We start from the raw sequence: 20,385 nt of genomic DNA on the forward strand, positions 1-20,385 counted from the left end.
CCTTAAGCTCCCTTTTTTATTGCCTCAACAAAATGAATAGCAATATTTTTGTTACTTTTTACTGTTCAGTCTTGCATTTTTGGGCTAGGTTAGGTCAAAAGTGGTATCTAGATAATTTGCAGGGACACAGCAAAAGGAGCCCCAGATGAAATCCGCCGTAGAGCAGCTATCAACCTATAAGAGTGTGCATTTGAATCAGCGCAATATACTTACCCATTTCGTTGGTATCCCATTGATTATATGGTCTGCTTTCCTATTACTAGCGACTATCCGTATTCCACTTGGCAGCGCGGGTGATGTGAGTTTAGGTGTGATTTTAGGGGCTGGTGTGCTGGTTTATTACTTTCGCTTACATGCAAAGTTAGCGATTGGCCTAGCTTTATTTATCGCCCCCGTCGTATATACCACTGAGCTAATGGCAGATTCTCCCAACGCCTTCTGGTTGGCTATATCGGTATTTATCGTGGGATGGATTTTTCAGTTGATTGGCCATCAATACGAGAAGGCCAAACCCGCTTTTGTGGACGATTTAAACCAACTATTAATTGGCCCGTTCTTCTTAATGGCCGAAGTGTATTTTATCTTGGGGCTAGAAAAGGAGTTAGATGCCGAGATTACACCTATCGCTATCGAGAAGCGCCGGGCACTCGATAGCAAAAAAGTGTAGTTTGGGGTTTTATTGCCTTTTTTATGTGCTCTGCACGGCTAGTCATTTACAACTCAATAAGTAAATCAATTAGTTGTGCATTCATATCTTCCGACTCGAATGTTGCTGTGAGTGAGACACTATCTTTTCGATAAAATACTTGTTCGAAATTATCTTCCGACTCTTGGTTTTTTGATAAGAAATCAGATTTAGTGATGGGAATGTTGTAGTTTTTCAACGTTTGTATAAATTCGTCTTTTTTTTGATTTCTAGTTAGTGACTCTGTAAACCGAATCTTACTGACTTTTCTTGTCTCAATATCATTAATGCCGAGGAGAATGTTTTCATTGGCGATAACCCATTGTTCATTACGTAAGGAGTCAACTTGATTGGGTATTTTTATAATGTTGGAAAGTTGAGAGGGGCTTAAGATAAATTCATCCTTATTTTTATTTTCGATAAATTGTTTTATTTTATTGTTGTCAAACTCATTGAATTTTATCGAAGTGAACTTGCCGCTATTTTCTCGTGGAACAAACGAAAATCCAGTTAGCATCTCTGCTGTTTCATGTTTATTGTTTAAACTGAAGGTTTCGAAGTGCAATATTAGTTTATTGTTTTTTCCATCGAGGTGATAATTGTTGCTTTCTTGCACTATTTTCTCATGCGACTGTATTTGCGCTAACTTATCTTTAAATTGTATATTGCCATCAATAATCCAGTTATCTTGGTCATAATTATCACTAGGCTCAATCATATTACCACCATGATTATTTAGAATGCTCTGGTTTTTATCAATCCTAACGATCTGGCTATTTTTTGCATAAATCCACAGCGTTCTACCGTAAACATACGCTGTTGAACCGTCCAGCATAGACAATTTTACGCTCTCTGGCCCCATCAATTGGTTTATAGATGACTCCGGCTCACCATTACTTAAGCCATAAGCATGATTTAATGTAATATTCGCTGCTGGAGCAAGGTGGTTTTCAGCTTGTTTATATTGACTGACGTTGTTTGCGAATTCTACATTAACCTCTTCGGTTTTTTGTATTATCTGCTGACCTTTGCTGTTATACGGCGTAGGTTTCGTTGTTAAACTTCGATCTTGGCATAGCTTGATATTTTTCACTGTGGTGAGAATTTTAAATTTCTTAACATATACTTTATTCTTGATGGGTTTACTCTCAAAAATACCTAGGTTAATTTTTTCAATAATAATAGCGTCGGCGCCTTGTGATAGTGCATCTTGTTGAATGCTTGAAAGCATATTTTCTAGATATCTTCCATCAAATGACGTTATGTTAGCGTCTTTACTTTCTAAGAGTTCATTTTCATTTAATTCATACGTGTAGTTGTTATTTTTTTTAGCTATTACTGTGTATTCACATTTGGGATAATAATCCAGGATTTGCGGAAGTCCGTCTGCTGCCAAAGTAAAGGAGGGCGAAAATAGAATGAATGAGAAAACTAAGTATTTAAACATGTTTCATCCTTGAGAGTTTAATCGTATCGTGGAAGCAGCATTAAGACTATGCAGTTAAGTTTATTTACTATCAAAGATTTAATCTTGTTGCAAGCTTGTTATGTCTAATGGGGTATTCCTACGATTAGATAAGGATGGCCTTTAGAAAAAATTAACGCGTAAACAAAAGGCAAATTAAAAAGTGAATAGAAGGTAGTTAGAGCTTTCTCTTGAAAATCCATAAGGCGTTGAAAATGCTGAAGATTTTTCCTAAGGCTTAGATGGTATTATAACTAATGGTATCTAAGTCGTACGTGGTATTGCGGGCTATTTGCTAAGGGTTAAATCAACCACGCATTTGCCGTAGGGAGGTAATCTAGTTACTTTTGAGACTGATAATGCTGTGGAATGATCCGCACTGTTTTGACCATATTATCCGCGACTTCAATCACTTCTAATGGGTAACCCGCTAGGCGCAGGCTAGTGTTCTCGGCGGGGATATCCTCTAAATACTCTAAGATCAGGCCATTGAGGGTTTTAGGGCCATCGGTTGGGAAATCCCATTTCATTTCTTTATTCAAATCACGGATAGTGATACTGGCATCGACTAAGTAGCTTCCATCCTGTTGGGCAGTAATATCTTCACTCGGTGTGGCCAACATGGAGGTAGTGAAGTCGCCGACAATTTCTTCGAGAATATCCTCGAGTGTCACCAATCCTTGGATGTCACCGTATTCATCAACCACTAGGCCGATGCGCTCTTTATTGTGCTGAAAGTTGGCTAATTGCACATTGAGCGGTGTTCCTTCGGGAATAAAGTAGAGTTCTTTTACCGCACGTAGCAATGAGGACTTACTGAACTGCTCTTTTGATTGCAGACGCAGCGCGTCACGCAGATGAATAAAACCAACGGCATCGTCAATGGTATCGCGGTATACCAACACTCGAGTATGTGGGCTTTGGATCACTTGGCGATTGATAAACTTAAAGTCATCGTTGACGTTAATCGCATAGATATCCGAGCGCGGCACCATGATGTCTTCAACGGTCACTTTTTCTAAATCGAGAATCGATAACAGCATCTCTTGGTGGCGTTGGGGGATCAAGGCGCCAGCCTCATGTACAACCGTCCGTAACTCTTCTTGGCTTAGTGCATCGCTGCTGCTGATGGTTTTGATACCAAAGAGACGCAGTATGCCCGTGGTTATCCAGTTAACGCTGGTGACGACATAGGCGAAAATCGTTGATAGCCCAATGAGTAAAATACTCGATGGGAAGGCAATGCGTTCAGGGTTCAAGGCGGCGATAGTTTTTGGGGTGACTTCGGCAAAGACTAATACGACTAAGGTCAGCACCCCTGTGGCGACCGCGACGCCTAAATCGCCCCAAAGGCGCATCCCAATAATGGTCGCTATGGCGGAGGCGAGAATATTAACGAGGTTATTACCTATCAGAATCAAGCCAATTAAGCGGTCAGGACGTTCGAGCAACTTGAGGGCGCGAATGGCACCTTTATGGCCGTTTGAGGCGAGATGTCTTAACCGATAACGGTTAAGGGTCATCATGGCGGTTTCAGAACCTGAAAAGTAGGCAGAACAAAGGATAAGCACTAGTAAGAAAATGAGGAGTGCGCTTGTCGATATAGCGTCCAAAAATAGGCTCCAATCAGGCCGATAAGGTTAAGTTGATACCGAGAAATAAACGGGGTGTCAAGTCAGCTCAGGGAATAAGCGCCTAAGCTGACTTGGAATTATTAACTAAGAATTAACTCTTTGACAATCCGTGCGCCAAAATAAGCTAAGGATAACAAGGTCGCGCCCGTTAAGGTGTAAATGACCGCTGTGCGAATTTTACAGCCAACCCAATACTGCTGCCATAACATGGCGATATACACAAACCACGCGATGATAGACAGAATCGCCTTATGGCCTTTGCCATCGGCAAACATATCATCGAGGAAGATAAAACCAGTGGCGAGGGATAAACTCAGTAAAATCACCCCAATAATCACAAGATGATAGAGCTGTTTTTCTACTGTCATCAGCGGCGGAATGCCAGGGCTTAGCATTAATTGTTTCTTCTTGAGTTTATTTTGGATCATCGCCAGCTGAATCGCGTACAGGGCGGCGATCATCAGGGCGCTGTATGCCATAAGAGAGAGCACTACGTGGGCCAAAACCTCAGGATACAGCTCAAAGTGAGTAATAAACTTAGGCGGCAATAACCAGAGTAGGGCCACAGAGAGCACAGAACAGGCGTAAACCACGGGCACAACCACAATCACTTTTAGCCTAAACATCATCACAGTAAAGGTGAAGGCGATGATCCAGTTCACTAAGGAGATCACATTAGTGAGGCTGAAGTTTTGTCCATCGGTCGTAAAAATCGCTTGAGAAAGGGCGGCAGCGTGCAAAATCACGGCGATGGCCGCGACACCGGCAACGGCCTTGCGATTAGGGCCTTCAGGATGGAACAGTCGACTTGTCACTAATACCAATGCGATGCAATAAAAAAACATGGCTGAGGCAGAAAAAATGACCATGGGTAATTAACCTATTCGTGTTGTTAATGGTGCCTTGAAAACGGGGCATACAGATCAATATTTTGCCTAGAATAACATGAGCCGTCGGCAAATGGGCAGTGACATAAGTTGCAAAATTTAGCAGATTCTTATTGTTAGACGTAAATAGTCGTAGGCGAATCGCAAAATATGACCTAAAGCAGGTTAGTTGCCGAAGTTAACGCAAGTAGGGCATAGCAGTAGCATAATGCGCCCGCATCGTTATAATACAGCCCATTAATCGAGATCCTAAAGGTATAGAGCAGGACGATGTTTGAGAATCTAACCGACAGACTGTCACGCACGCTGAAAAATATCAGTGGCCGTGGTCGCTTAACCGAAGAAAACGTTAAGGAAACCCTGCGCGAAGTGCGTATGGCGCTGCTGGAGGCCGATGTTGCCCTGCCTGTGGTGCGTGAATTCGTTAACAATGTAAAAGAACGTGCCGTTGGTCAGGAAGTGGCGAAGAGCTTAAGTCCTGGTCAAGCCTTTATTAAGATTGTTCAAAGTGAACTTGAAAAATCCATGGGCGAGGCCAACCAAGCGCTGGATTTAGCCACTCAGCCGCCAGCTGTGGTGATGATGGCGGGCCTTCAAGGTGCGGGTAAAACGACCAGCGTTGCCAAATTAGGTAAGCTGCTGCGTACGCGCCATAAAAAATCGGTTCTGGTCGTCAGTGCCGACGTTTACCGCCCAGCGGCGATTAAACAGCTAGAAACCTTAGCGACCGAAGTCGATGTGGAGTTTTTCCCATCGGATGTGAGCCAAAAGCCAATCGATATCGCCAAGGCCGCCATTGCCCACGCTAAGCTTAAATTTATCGATGTGGTGATCCTCGACACCGCGGGTCGCCTGCACGTCGATGAAGCCATGATGGATGAAATCAAGGCGCTGCACGCGGCGGTTAAACCGATTGAGACACTGTTTGTGGTCGATGCCATGACGGGTCAAGACGCGGCAAACACGGCCAAAGCCTTTAACGAAGCGCTGCCGCTCACTGGTGTGATTTTAACTAAGGTCGACGGTGATGCGCGCGGCGGTGCGGCATTATCGATTCGCCACATTACCGGCAAGCCGATTAAATTCCTCGGTGTCGGCGAGAAGACCGATGCCCTAGAGCCTTTCCATCCAGACCGTATCGCCTCACGTATTCTCGGCATGGGCGACGTATTATCGCTTATCGAAGAAGTTGAGCGCGGTGTCGATAAAGACAAGGCGATGAAGCTGGCTTCTAAAGTGAAGCAGGGCGGCAGTTTTGATCTTGAAGATTTCCGCGAGCAGCTACAGCAGATGAAAAACATGGGCGGCATGATGAGCATGATTGAAAAGCTGCCCGGTGTGGGTCAATTGCCACCCGATGCCCTAGCGCAAATCCAAGACGGTAAAATGACCCGTCAAATGGAAGCCATCATTAACTCAATGACGGCAAAAGAGCGCAAAAACCCCGATTTAATCAAGGGCTCACGTAAGCGCCGTATTGCTGCGGGTTCTGGTACGCAAATTCAAGACGTGAACCGTTTATTGAAACAGTTTACCCAAATGCAAAAGATGATGAAAAAGATGTCGGCCAAGGGCGGCATCCAGAAGATGATGCGCGGAATGCGTGGCATGATGCCAGGCGGCATGAAATTTCCTGGCCGTTAATTCTGGCGATTTTCATCAAAGTTGATGTTTTATCAGTTGGTTGATTCTATTTGAAATGAGGCGGGCAATCCTAAGGCAGGTTTAATAATCGCCAGATTTGGTTGCATTCGTTGAAAAGTCAGGTAAAATCTTCCGGCTTTCTATCTGGGACTCTTCGCGAACACGGGGTTCCAGTTTTTATTTTTGCTTCAAGCAAATCATTAGAGGATTGAAAACGCATGGTTACCATTCGTTTAGCTCGTGGTGGCGCTAAAAAGCGTCCATTTTACAACATCGTTGTTGCTGACAGCCGTAACGCTCGTGACGGTCGTTTCATTGAGCGTGTTGGTTTCTTCAACCCATTGGCTCGTGGCCAAGAAGAAACTTTACGTTTAGACCTAGCTCGCGTTGAGCACTGGGTTGCGAACGGCGCTGCGACAACTGATCGCGTAGCAAAATTGATCAAAGACGCTAAAGCAGCTGCTTAATAGCGTTAAGGTATAGATTGATGAGCAGTAACCAACAGCCAGTCGTACTGGGGAAATTAGGCTCCTGTCATGGCATTAAAGGTTGGCTGAAAATCACCGCCTATACCGATTCTGTTGAAGGTATCTTTGACTATTCACCTTGGCTTATTAAAGAAAATGGTGAATGGCGTGAAGTAAAAGTCATTCAGTGGCGTTACCAAGGCAAGGCGGTTGTCGCCGAGCTTGAAGGTGTCACCACGCGGGAGCGAGCACAAATGCTCACCAATTGCGAAATTGGGATCCTGCCAGAGCAGATGAACGATTTGCCAGAAGACGAGTTCTATTGGCGTGACCTCATCGGTTGTGAAGTGATTAATACCAATGGCTATAACATGGGTGTTGTTGATCAAATCGTGGAAACTGGTTCGAACGACGTGCTTTTAGTGAAAGCCAACGCGAAAGATAGCTTCGGCAAAGTGGAACGTATGCTTCCCTTTGTCCCTGGGCAATTCATCTTAAAGGTGGATGTCCAAGGTAAACAGATTTTAGTGGATTGGGATCCTGACTTTTAAGTCGAGGTACAACATATGTGGTTAGGGGTAATAACCCTGTTCCCAGAAATGTTTCGTGCCGTAACAGACTTTGGGGTTACGGGTCGTGCCGTGAAGAACGGTCTGCTTGAGTTGCACACGTGGAATCCTCGCGATTTCACCCATGATAGACACAGTACGGTAGATGACAGGCCTTACGGCGGTGGTCCCGGAATGTTGATGATGGTGCAACCCTTACGCGATGCCATCCATGCTGCGAAAGCGGCGGCAGGCGAAGAGGCAAAGGTGATTTACTTGTCACCTCAAGGACGCAAGCTGGATCAGCAAGGCGTTACTGAGTTGGCTGAATCATCCCGGTTGATTCTGGTGTGTGGTCGGTACGAAGGTATTGATGAACGCATCATTCAAACGGAAGTGGATGAAGAATGGTCGGTTGGGGATTACGTGCTTTCGGGCGGCGAATTACCTGCAATGACCTTGATAGATGCAGTATCGAGATTGGTTCCTGGCGTGCTAGGAAAACAAGCTTCGGCGGAGCAAGATTCTTTCTCCGACGGTTTACTGGACTGTCCTCATTACACGCGCCCTGAAAGTCTGGATGGACTCGATGTACCCGCAGTACTGCTAAGTGGCAACCACGAACAAATTAGACTCTGGCGTTTGCAGCAAAGCCTTGGTAGGACTTTTCTAAGACGGCCAGAATTATTTGAAAATCTAGCTCTGACTGACGAACAATCGACTCTTTTAGCGCAGTTCGTTGAAGCAATGGACAAGAATGCTTAGTCGTAGCTCAGTTAATTCTAGAACGGAGTAAGTTATGAACAACATCATTAAAATGCTCAACGATGAGCAAATGAAACAAGACGTACCTGCGTTTGGTGCTGGTGATACAGTAGTAGTTCAGGTTCGTGTTAAAGAAGGTGATAAAGAGCGTTTACAGGCTTTCGAAGGCGTTGTAATTGCTAAACGTAACCGTGGTCTGCACTCTGCATTCACAGTACGTAAAATCTCTAATGGCGAAGGTGTTGAGCGTGCATTCCAAACGCACAGCCCTCTGATCGCTAGCATTGAAGTTAAGCGTCGTGGCCGCGTTCGTCGCGCCAAACTGTACTACTTACGTGATCGTTCAGGTAAATCTGCACGTATCCGTGAAAAGCTGGCTACTAAGTAATAGTACCCGCTACAGAAAACAAGACGTAGTGTTCGCACAGAAAACCGCCCTCGTGGCGGTTTTTTGTTACCTGCAGTTTGTCTTTTTAGCCATTTCGAGTGTGTTTCGAGTTAAGTGCCGATTTTATTAAATTCTTCCTTGATCTTCTGCCAATTAATAGGCATATTGGTCGCTCATTGTAATGGCGTATCATTACGATATTACATGGTGGCCTCGGCTATTTATTCTTCCCCGCAGCGGTTTGAGATCCAGACTCCTGATAGCGTGGGGATATGACTTCAGTTTTAGGTGGTAAGCATGCAACAGGATACGATCAATAACGTACACATCAGTTCAGAGAAAGTTCTTATTACACCGCTGGAGCTAAAAGCGGCTCTGCCACTCTCTGAGCACGCGTATCGTTATATCCTCAATGCACGTAAAACCGTGGCGGATATTGTCCATAAGCGCGATAACCGTGTGCTTATCGTCACCGGACCTTGTTCTATCCATGATATCGATGCCGCCAAGGAATACGCCTTAAAGCTTAAACAACTCCACGATGAACTCAGCGATGAGTTTTACATCTTGATGCGAGTCTACTTTGAGAAGCCACGTACCACAGTGGGTTGGAAGGGGATGATTAACGATCCTGATATGGACGAGTCCTTCGATGTCGAGAAGGGTTTAAAGATGGCCCGTGAGCTGATGATTTGGCTGGCAGAACTCGAACTGCCTGTGGCAACCGAAGCGCTCGATCCTATCAGCCCGCAGTACATCTCAGAATTAGTGACTTGGTCAGCCATTGGTGCCCGTACGACTGAGTCGCAAACCCACAGGGAAATGGCGTCGGGTTTATCTATGCCAGTCGGCTTTAAAAATGGCACAGACGGAAAGCTCGATGTAGCCATTAACGCGCTGAAATCGGCGGCCAGCAGCCACAGATTTATGGGGATTAACCAACAGGGCCAAGTGGCGTTATTGCAAACCGCGGGAAACCCAGATGGGCATGTGATCCTCCGTGGCGGCGCAACGCCAAACTACGATGCTGCAAGTGTGGCTGAATGTGAGGCGCAGCTTCATAAGGCCAAACTCAATGCGCGCCTTATCATCGATTGCAGCCATGGTAATTCCTCTAAGGATTACACAAGGCAAGTCCCCGTGTGTGAAGATGTATTTAACCAAATCTACAACGGCAATAAGTCCATCATTGGCGTGATGTTAGAAAGCCATTTAAATGAAGGTAATCAAAGTTGTGATAAACCATTGAGCGAATTGGCCTATGGGGTTTCTGTGACAGACTCCTGTATTAATTGGGAAAAAACCGAAAGCGTTTTACGTGAGGGCGCATCGAAGTTATCTTCGGTATTAGCAACGCGTTTCGATATGCTCAAAGTGGCCAATGCTTAAGAGTCAATCTTAAGAGCCGAATGTTTAAACACCTGACTTTAGGTGTGTAGTGGACTGATAAGATGAACGAAAAAACCACAACTGAATTAGAACACCTTCGCGGCCTCATCGATGGTGTCGACCAGCAATTGCTGCATTTACTGCGTAAACGCTTAGATTTAGTCGCGCAGGTGGGCACGGTTAAACACGCCGCAGGACTGCCGATTTATGCGCCGCAACGCGAAGCGGCAATGCTGGCAAAACGCCGCGAAGAAGCCAAGACCATGGGGATTGCGCCGCAACTGATTGAAGATATTTTGCGCCGCTTGATGCGTGAGTCCTATCTCAACGAGAAGGATGTCGGCTTTAAGCAAGTGAAAAACGATCTCGGTTCGGTCGTGATTGTTGGTGGTAAGGGCCAGCTTGGTGGATTGTTTCAACAAATGCTGTCGCTCTCGGGCTACCAGGTCAAAGTGCTGGATAAAGACGACTGGCAGCAAGCCCAAACCTTATTTGCCGACGCCGGATTGGTATTGGTGACTGTGCCTATCGCCATCACCTGCGACATTATCCGTGAAAAACTGACCCAATTACCGCAGGAATGTATCTTAGCCGACTTAACCTCGATCAAGACTGAACCCATGAATGCCATGTTGGCTGCTCATAAGGGGCCTGTTGTCGGGTTTCATCCCATGTTTGGCCCCGATGTCGGCAGTTTGGCTAAACAGGTGGTGGTGGTGTGCCATGGCCGCGAAGCCGATAAATACCAATGGTTGCTCGAGCAAATTGGGATTTGGGGCGCGCGGATTGTCGAAGCTGAGCCTGAGCGTCACGATAATGCGATGCAGCTGGTACAGGCGATGCGCCACTTCTCGACCTTTGTGTATGGCTTGAATCTTTGCAAAGAAGAGGCGGATATTGAAACCCTGCTGCAATTTAGCTCACCTATCTATCGCTTAGAGCTCGCCATGGTTGGCCGTTTGTTTGCCCAAAGCCCAGAACTCTATGCCGATATTATTTTTGCCCAGCAGGATAGTCAGCATGCGATTGGCGATTATTTGGATAACTACCGCGAGGCATTAGAGCTGCTGAAGCGGGGCGATAGAGACGCGTTTATTAGCCAGTTCCAAACGGTGGCAAAATGGTTTGGTGATTTTGCACCTCAGTTTCAGCGTGAAAGCCGCATGATGCTGCAATCGGTCAGTGATATGAAAACAAACTGATAATGAATGAGTTAGCCATAAAATGCCCATCTTTGATGGGCATTTTTTTTAGTTGTTTCAGGCGGGCATCACTGTGTTAATTAGCAATTGCTGAAGGTGATCTCTCTCTAAGATCTCACATTCGAGCCAAGAAAAGGCTATCGCTTATTTACGGTTTCGGTAGACTTATTTTAAACATGTAAAAATAAAGCATGAATTTAAATTAGGAGTCTATCCATGTTTTGTATTCAGTGTGAGCAAACTATTCGTACCCCAGCTGGCAACGGTTGTAGCTATGCCCAGGGCATGTGCGGCAAATTGGCCGCGACCTCGGATCTGCAAGACTTGTTAATCTATATGCTGCAGGGTGTTTCAGTGTATGCGACTAAGGCGCGTGAACTGGGCGTTATTAACCCTGAGGTGGATACCTTTGTTCCTAAAGCTTTTTTCTCGACCTTAACCAACGTCAACTTCGATGATGAACGCATCATCGCCTACGCCCAGCAGGCGGCTGAGTACCGTGAGAGTTTAAAAAATGCCTATGAAGCGGCGTGTGAAGCTGCGGGTAAACAGGCTGAATCGCTCCCCCCTGTGGCGCAATTTGTATTGGGCACCAACAAGCCTGAAATGTTGTCTCAAGCACCAGTCGCCTTACTCAATAAAGATAAAAATGAGGTCCACGAAGATATCCTTGGGCTGAGACTGCTGTGCTTATATGGCCTTAAAGGGGCGGCGGCTTACATGGAGCACGCCCGTGTTTTAGGTAAAACCGATGCTGAGATTGCTGGTCGCTTCCATGAGATTATGGCGTTTCTCGGTGAGCCGAGTGTCGATGCTGACAAACTGTTCACCACAGCTATGGATATTGGTCAACTGAACTACCGCATCATGGCCATGCTCGATGCGGGCGAGACCGAAGCCTTTGGTCATCCTGAACCGACTGTCGTCAATACTAAAGCCGTTAAGGGAAAAGCGATTCTGGTTTCTGGCCATGATATGAAGGACTTGGAGCTTATCCTCGAGCAAACCGTGGGCAAGGGCATTAATGTTTATACCCATGGAGAAATGCTCCCCGCGCTTGCGTATCCTGCCTTTAAAAAATATGCCCACTTAGTAGGTAACTACGGCAGTGCCTGGCAGAACCAGCAAAAAGAATTCGCTAATTTCCCCGGCGCCGTAGTGATGACCTCAAACTGTATTATTGACCCGAATGTGGGCCAATACAGCGACCGTATCTTTACCCGCAGTATCGTGGGTTGGCCTGGTGTGACCCATGTAATTGGGGATGATTTTTCAGTTGTGATCGACAAGGCGCTCGCACTCGATGGCTTCCAATACGATGAAATCCCTCACAATATCACTATCGGTTTTGCCCGAAATGCCTTAATGGCCGCAGCCCCGACTGTGGTGGAAAACGTGAAAAACGGTTCTATCAAACACTTCTTCTTAGTCGGTGGTTGTGATGGTGATAAGTCGGAGCGGAGTTATTTCACCGATTTAGCGAAATCGGCGCCAAAGGATTCCGTCATCCTGACCTTAGGTTGTGGTAAGTACAAATTCAACAAGTTGGAATTTGGTGATATCAACGGTATTCCGCGCTTACTCGATATTGGCCAATGTAACGATGCCTATTCGGCTATCCAGTTGGCTATCGCGTTATCACAAATCTTTGAATGCGATATCAATGAATTACCATTGAATCTCGTGCTTTCATGGTTTGAGCAAAAAGCCATTGTCGTGCTGCTGACGCTGTTATCGCTCGGGGTGAAAAACATCCGCACCGGCCCAACGCCGCCAGCGTTTTTAACGGCCAATCTTGCCAAAATTTTGGAAGAAAAATTTGGTTTGCGTAACACCACCACAGTTGAAGCCGATCTGAAGACCATGCTGAACGTGGCCTAGGCCGATTGATGCATGGAGTCACTGCGGCTTTGCGCTAAAGCCGCAGTGTTATGGATACAAAGACGATGAATATCAGTACTATGCAAAATATCATGCCAAGTCCCGTTTTATCTTCTGCGCCTGCAAGTGTTGTGGGCTTTAGCCAGTTAGTGTGTGTGGAGCGCTGGAACGAAACCGCCGATGTTGTGAGTTTTCGCTTTCAAGCGGGTGAGCCGATGAAGTTTGATTATAAGCCGGGGCAATTTATGACCTTAGTGCTAGAGATCAACGGTGAGCAGGCTTGCCGCAGTTACACCTTGTCCTCAACCCCTTCGAGACCCTATTCCTTAATGTTAACCATTAAGCGAGTCGATGGCGGACTGGTGTCGAATTACTTGATTGATCATTTACAACCGGGGCAAACGGTACGAGTCCTGCCGCCAACGGGGCAGTTTAATCTGTTTGATATTCCTGCCAAAAAATACCTATTTTTGAGTGCTGGCTGTGGGATTACGCCCATGTATTCGATGTCGCGTTATTTAACCGACAGCCAAATGAATGCCGACATTGCCTTTGTGCATAGCGCTCGCACCCAGGCCGATATTATTTTTAAAACCTCATTAGAGACCATGGCTACGCGCCATCGAGATTTTAACCTGCGTTATATTGTGGAGGATGTCACCGCTGACACGGCTTGGCATCCCGAGGCGGTATTGCATGATGTCGGCCGTTTAAGTGCCGATAATCTACGAGATTTAGTCCCCGATTTTGCCGAGCGAACCGTGTTTTTGTGCGGGCCAGAGCCTTATATGCAGGCGGTCAAAACGATTCTAGCTGAGCTTAACTTCGATATGACTCAGCTGTATCACGAGAGTTTTGCCACTGCGGTGAAAGAGGCGCAATCCCGCGTAAAACAGGCTGAAATGCAGACTGAGGCTCCTGTGAGTGGCAGTAACAGCTTTATGTTATCCATTGGCGATAAAAAGCGGGCTTTAACGGCCGAGCAAACCTTGCTTGAGGGGATTGAAGCCGAAGGCTTACCGATTATTGCGGCCTGCCGTTCGGGCGTATGCGGCGCGTGCAAATGCAAGGTGCTCGAAGGGGAGACCGAGTCCACAAGTAGCATGACCTTAACACCTAGCGAAATCGAAGCCGGATATGTGTTAGCTTGCTCGACTAAACTCAAATCGGATGTAACGCTGTCTCTGACCTGACATTAGGGCGTGTTGACGTTTCAGGGTTATTTTTGCGGCAATTTGGCTAGCTTTTATGCAAGGCAAAGTCCGTGCAGTGTAGTTATTCTACATAAACGGACGATAACGCGGCAGAAAAGCCAGCCAAATGCTGCCCGAAGGGTTAGTCTGGCAAGCCCTTACTCTTTGTCACTCGTCATTTGAGTAGAATAACTACACATCATTCCTCGTTTCGCGAGCACGTGCTTGCCAGAACGAACAAAATCTAATCTCGAAGCGTCAACACGCCCTAGCCTTTGAAGGGCATAGGTTGATTCAAAACATCGGTGGTTTAAAAGACCTAGCGTGGAAATATTTTTGCGCCTTAGTTGCGATTATGTCTGCGAGAACGTAAGGTTAAAGACGAGGGCGGAGTAACGCCCAGTCCCATCGTCTGGCTGGAGTCTCTCAATGACAACGACAACCACTTATGCCGCAAAAATTGAAGATCGCAGCTTAGGCCATTTACTTTACGCCTTAATGTCCGGCTTTCCGTTGTTACTGCTTCCTGTGCTGCTGAGCTTGTTTATTAACTTGTCTCAGCGACACTCTCAAGGCAATGCGGTGCTAGCTTCGCACCTGCGTTGGCAACGCCATTCTAATATGATTTTTTTAGGACTCTTAATATTAGGTTATTGCTTGCCGATTACTTGGCTTAGTCTTTCGATTTATCTCTTTGGTATTATTTGGTTTTGTCATCGGATAATTAAAGGCTGGTTAAGTCTATTGGATGGTTTAGAAGTCTAAAACTTATGCTAGAGTCTTTTCATCTTAACGAGATAAGAGGCTCTAATGTCTAGTTATCAAATTCTGTGTATTCTCTGTGCGTTAGCCTTAGTCACCTCAGTGGCATCTTCACGTTTACATAAGCTGCAAGAAACCGTCGCCATTACCGCATTAGCCTTGGGCATGAGTCTGTTGCTATTGTTGGGGGGTAAAGCACTTGGCGGTAATGTTTATGGTTACTTTGTGGCAGGGCTGGAGAAACTCGACTTTCAAGCCTTATTGCTCAATGGCATGTTAGGTTTTCTCTTGTTTGCTGGGGCATTACAGATCCGCTTAAAAATCTTAAGGCATCAGAAATGGGAAATCCTCATCCTTGCCTTTGTCAGTACCTTGCTCTCGACTTTTATCGTCGGTGGTTTGCTTTACTACATAGCTCCCATGTTGGGATTGCCCTTGGTCTTAAGCCATTGTTTGCTCTTTGGCGCCTTAATTTCACCCACAGATCCGATTGCCGTATTAGCCATTTTGAAGAAGATGGGCGCGCCCGAAGATATTGCGATTCAGGTGGAAGGGGAGTCGCTCTTTAACGATGGCATTGGGCTGGTGATTTTTGTTGCCATCTCCCATCTAGCCTTTTCAACTGAGCCGCTGACCTTCTCGCAAATCTCGTTATTGTTTGTTCAAGAGGCGCTAGGGGGCATCGTTTATGGTGCAGCGCTGGGTGTATTGTTGCACCATTTCTTTCGCTACTGTGAGGAAGAAACTCAGCTGATGTTGGTTACTTTACTGATCCCGACGGCGGGTTATGTTATCGCCGAAGTATTAGGGGTGTCGGGGCCACTGGCGATGGTGAGTGCGGGGATGATTATCGGCAACTACAGCGTGCCTAAGTATTTTGTGCGCCATGAGCGGGTGAAACTCTACACTTTTTGGTCACTGATAGAGTCCTTCTTTAATGCGTTGCTGTTCCTTCTGCTGGGATTATTACTCCTGCTCGTCACCTTTAAGGCGCCATTATGGTGGTTTATGTTAGTGGCTATTCCATTGGTGTTAACGGCGCGGGCGGTGAGTGTATATTTGCCGTATATCGGATTTAGGTTGGTTAAGTCTTACAATCCCTATGCCGAGTCGATACTTATCTGGGTGGGCTCAGAGGCGGTTTAGCCTTGGCCATGGCGATGAGTTTACCCGAGGGCGTTATTATCGATTCACAAAGCGGTGTCGAGCTGCGAGAGCTACTGCTCGTGATGACCTATGCCGTGGTGGTGTTTTCAATCCTAGTGCAGGGCTCGAGTATGACGGGGTTAATTCGCCGCAGTAATGCGGTGGCAACAGATACCAATAGCCAGATTGCGCTTTAGCGAACCTAGCCCTGCTGCGTTTAAGCTTGAGGCCTAAAATCCTAAAAGCCTAAAAGCCCTAAACAAGACAGCCACGATATTCGTGGCTGTATGTTCTTTGGTATCGTTATTCGCGCAAATTAGCGATATAACTCCCTGACGACCTCGGCCATCAGCGCCAGTGTGTTATGTGCTTTATCTTCTTCGAGGGAGCAATTCAGCACTAGACCATCGGCTTTGAGCTGTTTAATCCCTTGAGTTTGCAGTAGCAGCGCATCTTCGCTGATGGCATAACAAGGATTAATCACTATAGGGAGATGACTATTGGCCTTGATTTGGATAAGGCTTGCTAAATCCAAAGTGGGTAAGTTGGCATTGTTATAGGTACGAATGCCCGAGTCACATAGGATAAGCTGTTGGTTACCTTGACTTAAAATCGTCTCCGTTGCCGCCATAAACTCCTCATAACTTGCCATATCGTTACGTTCGAGGAATAGCGGAATCGGCAGGGTGCCTGCCTGAGTCAGCAAGGATTGATTAAACATTTGTTTGCCCGTTAAGAACAGCATGTCGGCATGACTAGTCGCCAATGGCATATCCGTCGCCTGTTCTATGGCGATGACACAGAGCAAATCATACTGATGTAGGGTTTGGCGCAGCTTAGGGATGATGGCTTTGGCCGAGGCGAGTGAGTGACATCCATCTAAAATCACCGCTTGGAAACCCGCTTCTTTTAGCTGTTTTACTCTACGCTCAAAGGCGGATAAGGCGGCCTGTGACGACTCTTGCTGCAGTAGGCTTTTGCTCAACGTGATTTTGGCTATAGCACCAATATAGCCTGCGCCAATGGTAAAGGGGCCGCAGTGAATTTCACTCGCCTGCGCCTTGTACGCTTTACTGAAGCGATAGGGCGACGGGTCAAGGCTCACCGTGCTTATCACCTCAGCTTTTGAGGTGTTCGGCTCAATGAGTAATTGGCTATTACTGAGTTGCGTCGGTTTGACGGTTTCGCAGGGATAACATCCTAATACTTTGATAAAGCGCGTGATCCTCTCGAGCTGCTTTAGCCCTTGCTGCATGGCTTCGCTGGAGATATTGGCATCGATATCCAGATAGAACATTTCTTCCCACGGCGTGCCTGGAATAGGGCGAGATTCGAGTTTGCTCATATTCAATTGATGCGCCTTGAGCACCAACAGGGCTTCTACCAACGCCCCTGCCTTTTGGCCTGTGGCCATGATCAGGGTGGTTTTAGCGGGCAATTGCTCGGGTACGGCTACGGCTTTTCGAGCCACCACGATAAAGCGGCTCTGGTTAATCTTTTGGTTTGCAAGGCCTGACTCAATCGACTCGAGTTGGTACAGCGCGCCACCTTCGGTGCTACCAATCGCAGCGGCGCTATTGTCGGCAGATTGATTGACCTTCTCCATCGCTTCGGCGCTGCTTGAGCAATATTCCAGTCTTAAGTCCTTGTGCTGGCTCAGATAACGGCTGCACTGACTAATTGGCTGCGGATGGGCATAAACAGTTTTGATATCGCTCAGTTTGCTGCCCGGTTTACCCAACAGGCAATGGCTGACTTCGATAGTCGTCTCGCCTACGATGGACAGACTCGTATGTTGTAGCACGTCATACACTTCGTTGATTGAGCCGGACGAAGTGTTTTCAATCGGCAAAAAGCCATAGTCGGCGTGGCCTGACTCAACGGCTTGGACAATCTCATCGAAACTTTGGCAGCCTAAATCGAGCATCTCAACCTGACGACGTTGACAATAGCGAGAGGCGGCCAAGTAAGAGTAGGAGCCGCGGGCGCCAAGGTAAGCGATACAGTATTGTTGTTTTTGCGTTTCAGGATTCGCGCGGCCGTGGAGATAAGCCTGCTGGTTGAGGACTGAGTCTTCGATAATGCTTTGATAAAGTGAAATCACGTAATGGGCATCTAAGCCTTTTTCTCGGCCAGCGGTGACTAATCTTGTCAGCAGTTCTTTTTCCCTTTGGGTGTCGCGAATGGGTCTCACATCTACTTCTTTACTGCGGGCCACTTCAAGGCTTAGGCGTCGACGTTCGGCGAGTAACGAGAGAAGCTCATTGTCGAGGTGAGTAATTTGTTCTCGCGTTTGATTTAAAGGCTGTGGTTTTTGCATTCTGACCTCATTTGCCACCGTATTATCGAGCGTTTAAGACGAAAAAGCCTCCCAGTGGGAGGCTTTGGATTTTTACTTTCGTTTTTACACAGTAAATCCGCCTCCTAGAGTGGGGGTGTAAAAAAGAAAGTAAAAAAAGCTGCGGTATTTGTTTTCATAGGGAGTAAAACTAAAGGGCGAGGGCGTGGCTGTCAATCAAAAATTATTCAATCGCGATTTTCTTTCATCTTCTCGTTGCTAGGTTGCAATTATTCCTGAGCCAATCGTCATTTCGCCTTCGAGCCCAATAAAAAAGGCGAAGAAATTCTTCGCCTTTTCAGTGCTATTAGCGATTACTCGCCTAATTCTACGCCAGCTCGATTGATCAGGAACTGAGTCAAAATTGGCACAGGGCGACCGGTTGAACCTTTATTCGCGCCGCTGTTCCAGGCAGTACCGGCCACATCTAAGTGAGCCCAGTTGTACTTCTTGGCGAAACGAGACAGGAAACAAGCCGCAGTAATCGCGCCCGCTGGACGACCACCTAAGTTGGTCATATCGGCAAATGGGCTATCGAGCATATCTTGGTACTCATCCCACAGAGGCATGCGCCATGCGCGGTCACCACTCTGCTCACCTGCATTGAGTAGCTCGTGTGCCAGAGGGTTGTGTGATGAGAACAGGCCTGAGGCATGTTTGCCTAAGGCAATCACACAGGCGCCCGTCAGTGTTGCCGTGTCGATCACTAGCTCTGGGTCGAAACGCTCAACATAGGTTAATACGTCACACAGTACCAGACGGCCTTCGGCGTCGGTGTTGAGGACTTCAACGGTCTGACCCGACATTGTGGTTAAAATGTCACCTGGGCGATAAGCATTGCCCGATGGCATGTTTTCACAACCCGCGAGAATACCGACGACGTTGATGGGCAGCTTCATATCACAGATGGCTTTCATGGTGCCGATAACACCAGCTGCGCCTCCCATGTCGTATTTCATTTCATCCATGGCTTCGCCCGGTTTTAATGAAATACCGCCTGAGTCGAAGGTTAATCCTTTACCAATCAATACGATAGGTTTCTCTGTGCTATCGACTGCACCCTTGTATTCCATCACTGTCATAATGGATTCATTGGCACTGGCACGGCCAACGGCAAGGTAAGAGTTCATGCCGAGTTTCGCCATTTGCTCTTCGCCCACAGTCGTGACATGCAGGTTTTCGTGAACTTCGGCCAATTGGCGAGCTTGAGAGGCTAAATAGGCTGGATTACAGATATTTGGTGGCATGTTAGCCACATCGCGGCATAAATGCATACCGGCAGAAACGGCCATGCCGTGCTCAATCGCACGCTCACCTAAGGTCAGTTCGCGACGAGTTGGGACATTAAACACTAACTTGCGCAGCGGACGACGGGTCTCACCTTTACGGGTTTTGAGCGCATCGAAGCTATATAAACTGCTATTGGTTGTCTCGACCGCTTGGCGAACTTTCCAATAGGTATCACGACCTTTCACGTGTAACTCTGTCAAGAAGCACACGGCCTCCATTGAACCCGTTTCATTTAAGGTGTTGATGGTTTTAGTGATGATCTGCTTGTACTGGCGCTCGTCTAGTTCTCGTTCTTTGCCGCAACCGACTAACAGCACTCGTTCACTCAATACGTTAGGAACGTGGTGCAGTAATAACATTTGGCCAGGCTTACCTTCTAAATCGCCGCGACGCAGTAGATTACTGATATAACCTTCGCTAATCTTGTCTAATTGCTCGGCGATGCCGGATAGACGGCGGGGTTCATAAACACCGACAACGATGCAGGCTGAGCGTTGTTTTTCGGGGCTACCGCTCTTTACGCTAAACTCCATGAGCACTCCTAGATTCTTAAAGACAAATTTTTATATTTATTGGATAATGTCTGCTTGTCCCGAAAAGGGCCTAAGTTATTACTCCAAAGGTGATTTATTCTCGGCACTTGAGTCACGTTTTTGTGAAATATCCGTGACATTTATCGTTTGCCAGGAACCCCTGAAGCT

Annotated in this window: 16 protein-coding genes, 1 pseudogene and 1 other annotated feature; of the genes and pseudogenes, 12 read left to right on the forward strand and 5 right to left on the reverse strand. The window is 46.7% G+C overall.

The features are described 5' to 3' along the window. Positions 1 to 145: 145 nt before the first annotated feature. Entirely contained in the window at positions 146 to 667 is a 522-nt protein-coding gene (locus M0415_RS00740) for an Mpo1 family 2-hydroxy fatty acid dioxygenase (RefSeq protein ID WP_249555985.1), read from the forward strand. A 46-nt stretch (positions 668 to 713) separates the two neighbouring features. Here the strand turns inward: M0415_RS00740 and M0415_RS00745 are convergent, their stop codons facing one another. The 3 genes from M0415_RS00745 to M0415_RS00755 form a co-directional block, all read right to left on the reverse strand. Continuing rightward, positions 714 to 2,132: a hypothetical protein gene (locus tag M0415_RS00745; RefSeq protein WP_249555984.1), complete on the reverse strand. Its 1,419-nt coding sequence runs from the start codon at positions 2,130 to 2,132 to the stop codon at positions 714 to 716. A 359-nt stretch (positions 2,133 to 2,491) separates the two neighbouring features. After that, complete coding sequence (locus tag M0415_RS00750) at positions 2,492 to 3,763, reverse strand: HlyC/CorC family transporter (protein ID WP_249555983.1); 1,272 nt, start codon at positions 3,761 to 3,763, stop codon at positions 2,492 to 2,494. Between the two features lie 101 nt (positions 3,764 to 3,864). Continuing rightward, positions 3,865 to 4,653 carry a cytochrome C assembly family protein gene (locus M0415_RS00755; protein ID WP_011717866.1) on the reverse strand — a complete coding sequence of 263 codons (789 nt, stop codon included), beginning with the start codon at positions 4,651 to 4,653 and terminating at the stop codon, positions 3,865 to 3,867. Positions 4,654 to 4,941: 288 nt separating this feature from the next. Between M0415_RS00755 and ffh the strand changes: the two genes are divergently transcribed. From ffh to M0415_RS00810, 11 genes and pseudogenes are all read left to right on the forward strand, one after another. Beyond that, on the forward strand, positions 4,942 to 6,315 hold the full coding sequence (gene ffh / locus M0415_RS00760) for a signal recognition particle protein (protein ID WP_011623589.1): 1,374 nt from the start codon (positions 4,942 to 4,944) through the stop codon (positions 6,313 to 6,315). 218 nt (positions 6,316 to 6,533) lie between these two features. Then, on the forward strand, positions 6,534 to 6,782 hold the full coding sequence (gene rpsP / locus M0415_RS00765) for a 30S ribosomal protein S16 (RefSeq protein WP_011071566.1): 249 nt from the start codon (positions 6,534 to 6,536) through the stop codon (positions 6,780 to 6,782). A gap of 20 nt (positions 6,783 to 6,802) precedes the next feature. Next, positions 6,803 to 7,333, forward strand: coding sequence for a ribosome maturation factor RimM (gene rimM / locus M0415_RS00770; protein ID WP_011717865.1), 531 nt, complete (start codon positions 6,803 to 6,805; stop codon positions 7,331 to 7,333). Positions 7,334 to 7,348: 15 nt separating this feature from the next. Then, positions 7,349 to 8,095 (forward strand): tRNA (guanosine(37)-N1)-methyltransferase TrmD, encoded by a 747-nt coding sequence (gene trmD, locus M0415_RS00775; protein WP_011623586.1) that lies wholly within the window; start codon positions 7,349 to 7,351, stop codon positions 8,093 to 8,095. A 34-nt stretch (positions 8,096 to 8,129) separates the two neighbouring features. Next, positions 8,130 to 8,483 carry a 50S ribosomal protein L19 gene (gene rplS, locus M0415_RS00780; RefSeq protein ID WP_006080791.1) on the forward strand — a complete coding sequence of 118 codons (354 nt, stop codon included), beginning with the start codon at positions 8,130 to 8,132 and terminating at the stop codon, positions 8,481 to 8,483. A gap of 297 nt (positions 8,484 to 8,780) precedes the next feature. Continuing rightward, the gene (locus M0415_RS00785) at positions 8,781 to 9,872 is read left to right on the forward strand and encodes a 3-deoxy-7-phosphoheptulonate synthase (protein WP_249555982.1); all 1,092 of its coding nucleotides are present in this window, start codon (positions 8,781 to 8,783) and stop codon (positions 9,870 to 9,872) included. A 62-nt stretch (positions 9,873 to 9,934) separates the two neighbouring features. Beyond that, on the forward strand, positions 9,935 to 11,074 hold the full coding sequence (gene tyrA, locus M0415_RS00790) for a bifunctional chorismate mutase/prephenate dehydrogenase (protein WP_249555981.1): 1,140 nt from the start codon (positions 9,935 to 9,937) through the stop codon (positions 11,072 to 11,074). A 216-nt stretch (positions 11,075 to 11,290) separates the two neighbouring features. After that, complete coding sequence (hcp, locus tag M0415_RS00795; RefSeq protein ID WP_249555980.1) at positions 11,291 to 12,955, forward strand: hydroxylamine reductase; 1,665 nt, start codon at positions 11,291 to 11,293, stop codon at positions 12,953 to 12,955. 80 nt (positions 12,956 to 13,035) lie between these two features. Then, positions 13,036 to 14,148 carry an FAD-binding oxidoreductase gene (locus M0415_RS00800; RefSeq protein WP_249556615.1) on the forward strand — a complete coding sequence of 371 codons (1,113 nt, stop codon included), beginning with the start codon at positions 13,036 to 13,038 and terminating at the stop codon, positions 14,146 to 14,148. A 429-nt stretch (positions 14,149 to 14,577) separates the two neighbouring features. After that, on the forward strand, positions 14,578 to 14,913 hold the full coding sequence (locus tag M0415_RS00805) for a hypothetical protein (protein ID WP_037425417.1): 336 nt from the start codon (positions 14,578 to 14,580) through the stop codon (positions 14,911 to 14,913). A gap of 45 nt (positions 14,914 to 14,958) precedes the next feature. Continuing rightward, positions 14,959 to 16,253, forward strand: a pseudogene (locus tag M0415_RS00810) (cation:proton antiporter). Between the two features lie 119 nt (positions 16,254 to 16,372). Here the strand turns inward: M0415_RS00810 and M0415_RS00815 are convergent. Next, positions 16,373 to 18,376 (reverse strand): chorismate mutase, encoded by a 2,004-nt coding sequence (locus M0415_RS00815; protein WP_249555979.1) that lies wholly within the window; start codon positions 18,374 to 18,376, stop codon positions 16,373 to 16,375. 37 nt (positions 18,377 to 18,413) lie between these two features. Then, positions 18,414 to 18,532, reverse strand: a sequence feature (Phe leader region). 176 nt (positions 18,533 to 18,708) lie between these two features. Next, complete coding sequence (gene pepA, locus M0415_RS00820; protein WP_011717858.1) at positions 18,709 to 20,217, reverse strand: leucyl aminopeptidase; 1,509 nt, start codon at positions 20,215 to 20,217, stop codon at positions 18,709 to 18,711. Positions 20,218 to 20,385: the final 168 nt, after the last annotated feature.

The organism is Shewanella sp. 10B (genome assembly GCF_023475885.1).
GTDB lineage: Bacteria > Pseudomonadota > Gammaproteobacteria > Enterobacterales > Shewanellaceae > Shewanella > Shewanella mangrovisoli.

Coding starts and splice junctions, on each gene's coding strand:
- M0415_RS00740 (WP_249555985.1), top strand. CDS start 146: ATGAAATCCGCCGTAGAGCAGCTATCAACCTATAAGAGTGTGCATTTG.
- M0415_RS00745 (WP_249555984.1), bottom strand. CDS start 2,132: ATGTTTAAATACTTAGTTTTCTCATTCATTCTATTTTCGCCCTCCTTT.
- M0415_RS00755 (WP_011717866.1), bottom strand. CDS start 4,653: ATGGTCATTTTTTCTGCCTCAGCCATGTTTTTTTATTGCATCGCATTG.
- ffh (WP_011623589.1), top strand. CDS start 4,942: ATGTTTGAGAATCTAACCGACAGACTGTCACGCACGCTGAAAAATATC.
- rpsP (WP_011071566.1), top strand. CDS start 6,534: ATGGTTACCATTCGTTTAGCTCGTGGTGGCGCTAAAAAGCGTCCATTT.
- rimM (WP_011717865.1), top strand. CDS start 6,803: ATGAGCAGTAACCAACAGCCAGTCGTACTGGGGAAATTAGGCTCCTGT.
- trmD (WP_011623586.1), top strand. CDS start 7,349: ATGTGGTTAGGGGTAATAACCCTGTTCCCAGAAATGTTTCGTGCCGTA.
- rplS (WP_006080791.1), top strand. CDS start 8,130: ATGAACAACATCATTAAAATGCTCAACGATGAGCAAATGAAACAAGAC.
- M0415_RS00785 (WP_249555982.1), top strand. CDS start 8,781: ATGCAACAGGATACGATCAATAACGTACACATCAGTTCAGAGAAAGTT.
- tyrA (WP_249555981.1), top strand. CDS start 9,935: ATGAACGAAAAAACCACAACTGAATTAGAACACCTTCGCGGCCTCATC.
- hcp (WP_249555980.1), top strand. CDS start 11,291: ATGTTTTGTATTCAGTGTGAGCAAACTATTCGTACCCCAGCTGGCAAC.
- M0415_RS00800 (WP_249556615.1), top strand. CDS start 13,036: ATGCAAAATATCATGCCAAGTCCCGTTTTATCTTCTGCGCCTGCAAGT.
- M0415_RS00805 (WP_037425417.1), top strand. CDS start 14,578: ATGACAACGACAACCACTTATGCCGCAAAAATTGAAGATCGCAGCTTA.
- M0415_RS00815 (WP_249555979.1), bottom strand. CDS start 18,376: ATGCAAAAACCACAGCCTTTAAATCAAACGCGAGAACAAATTACTCAC.
- pepA (WP_011717858.1), bottom strand. CDS start 20,217: ATGGAGTTTAGCGTAAAGAGCGGTAGCCCCGAAAAACAACGCTCAGCC.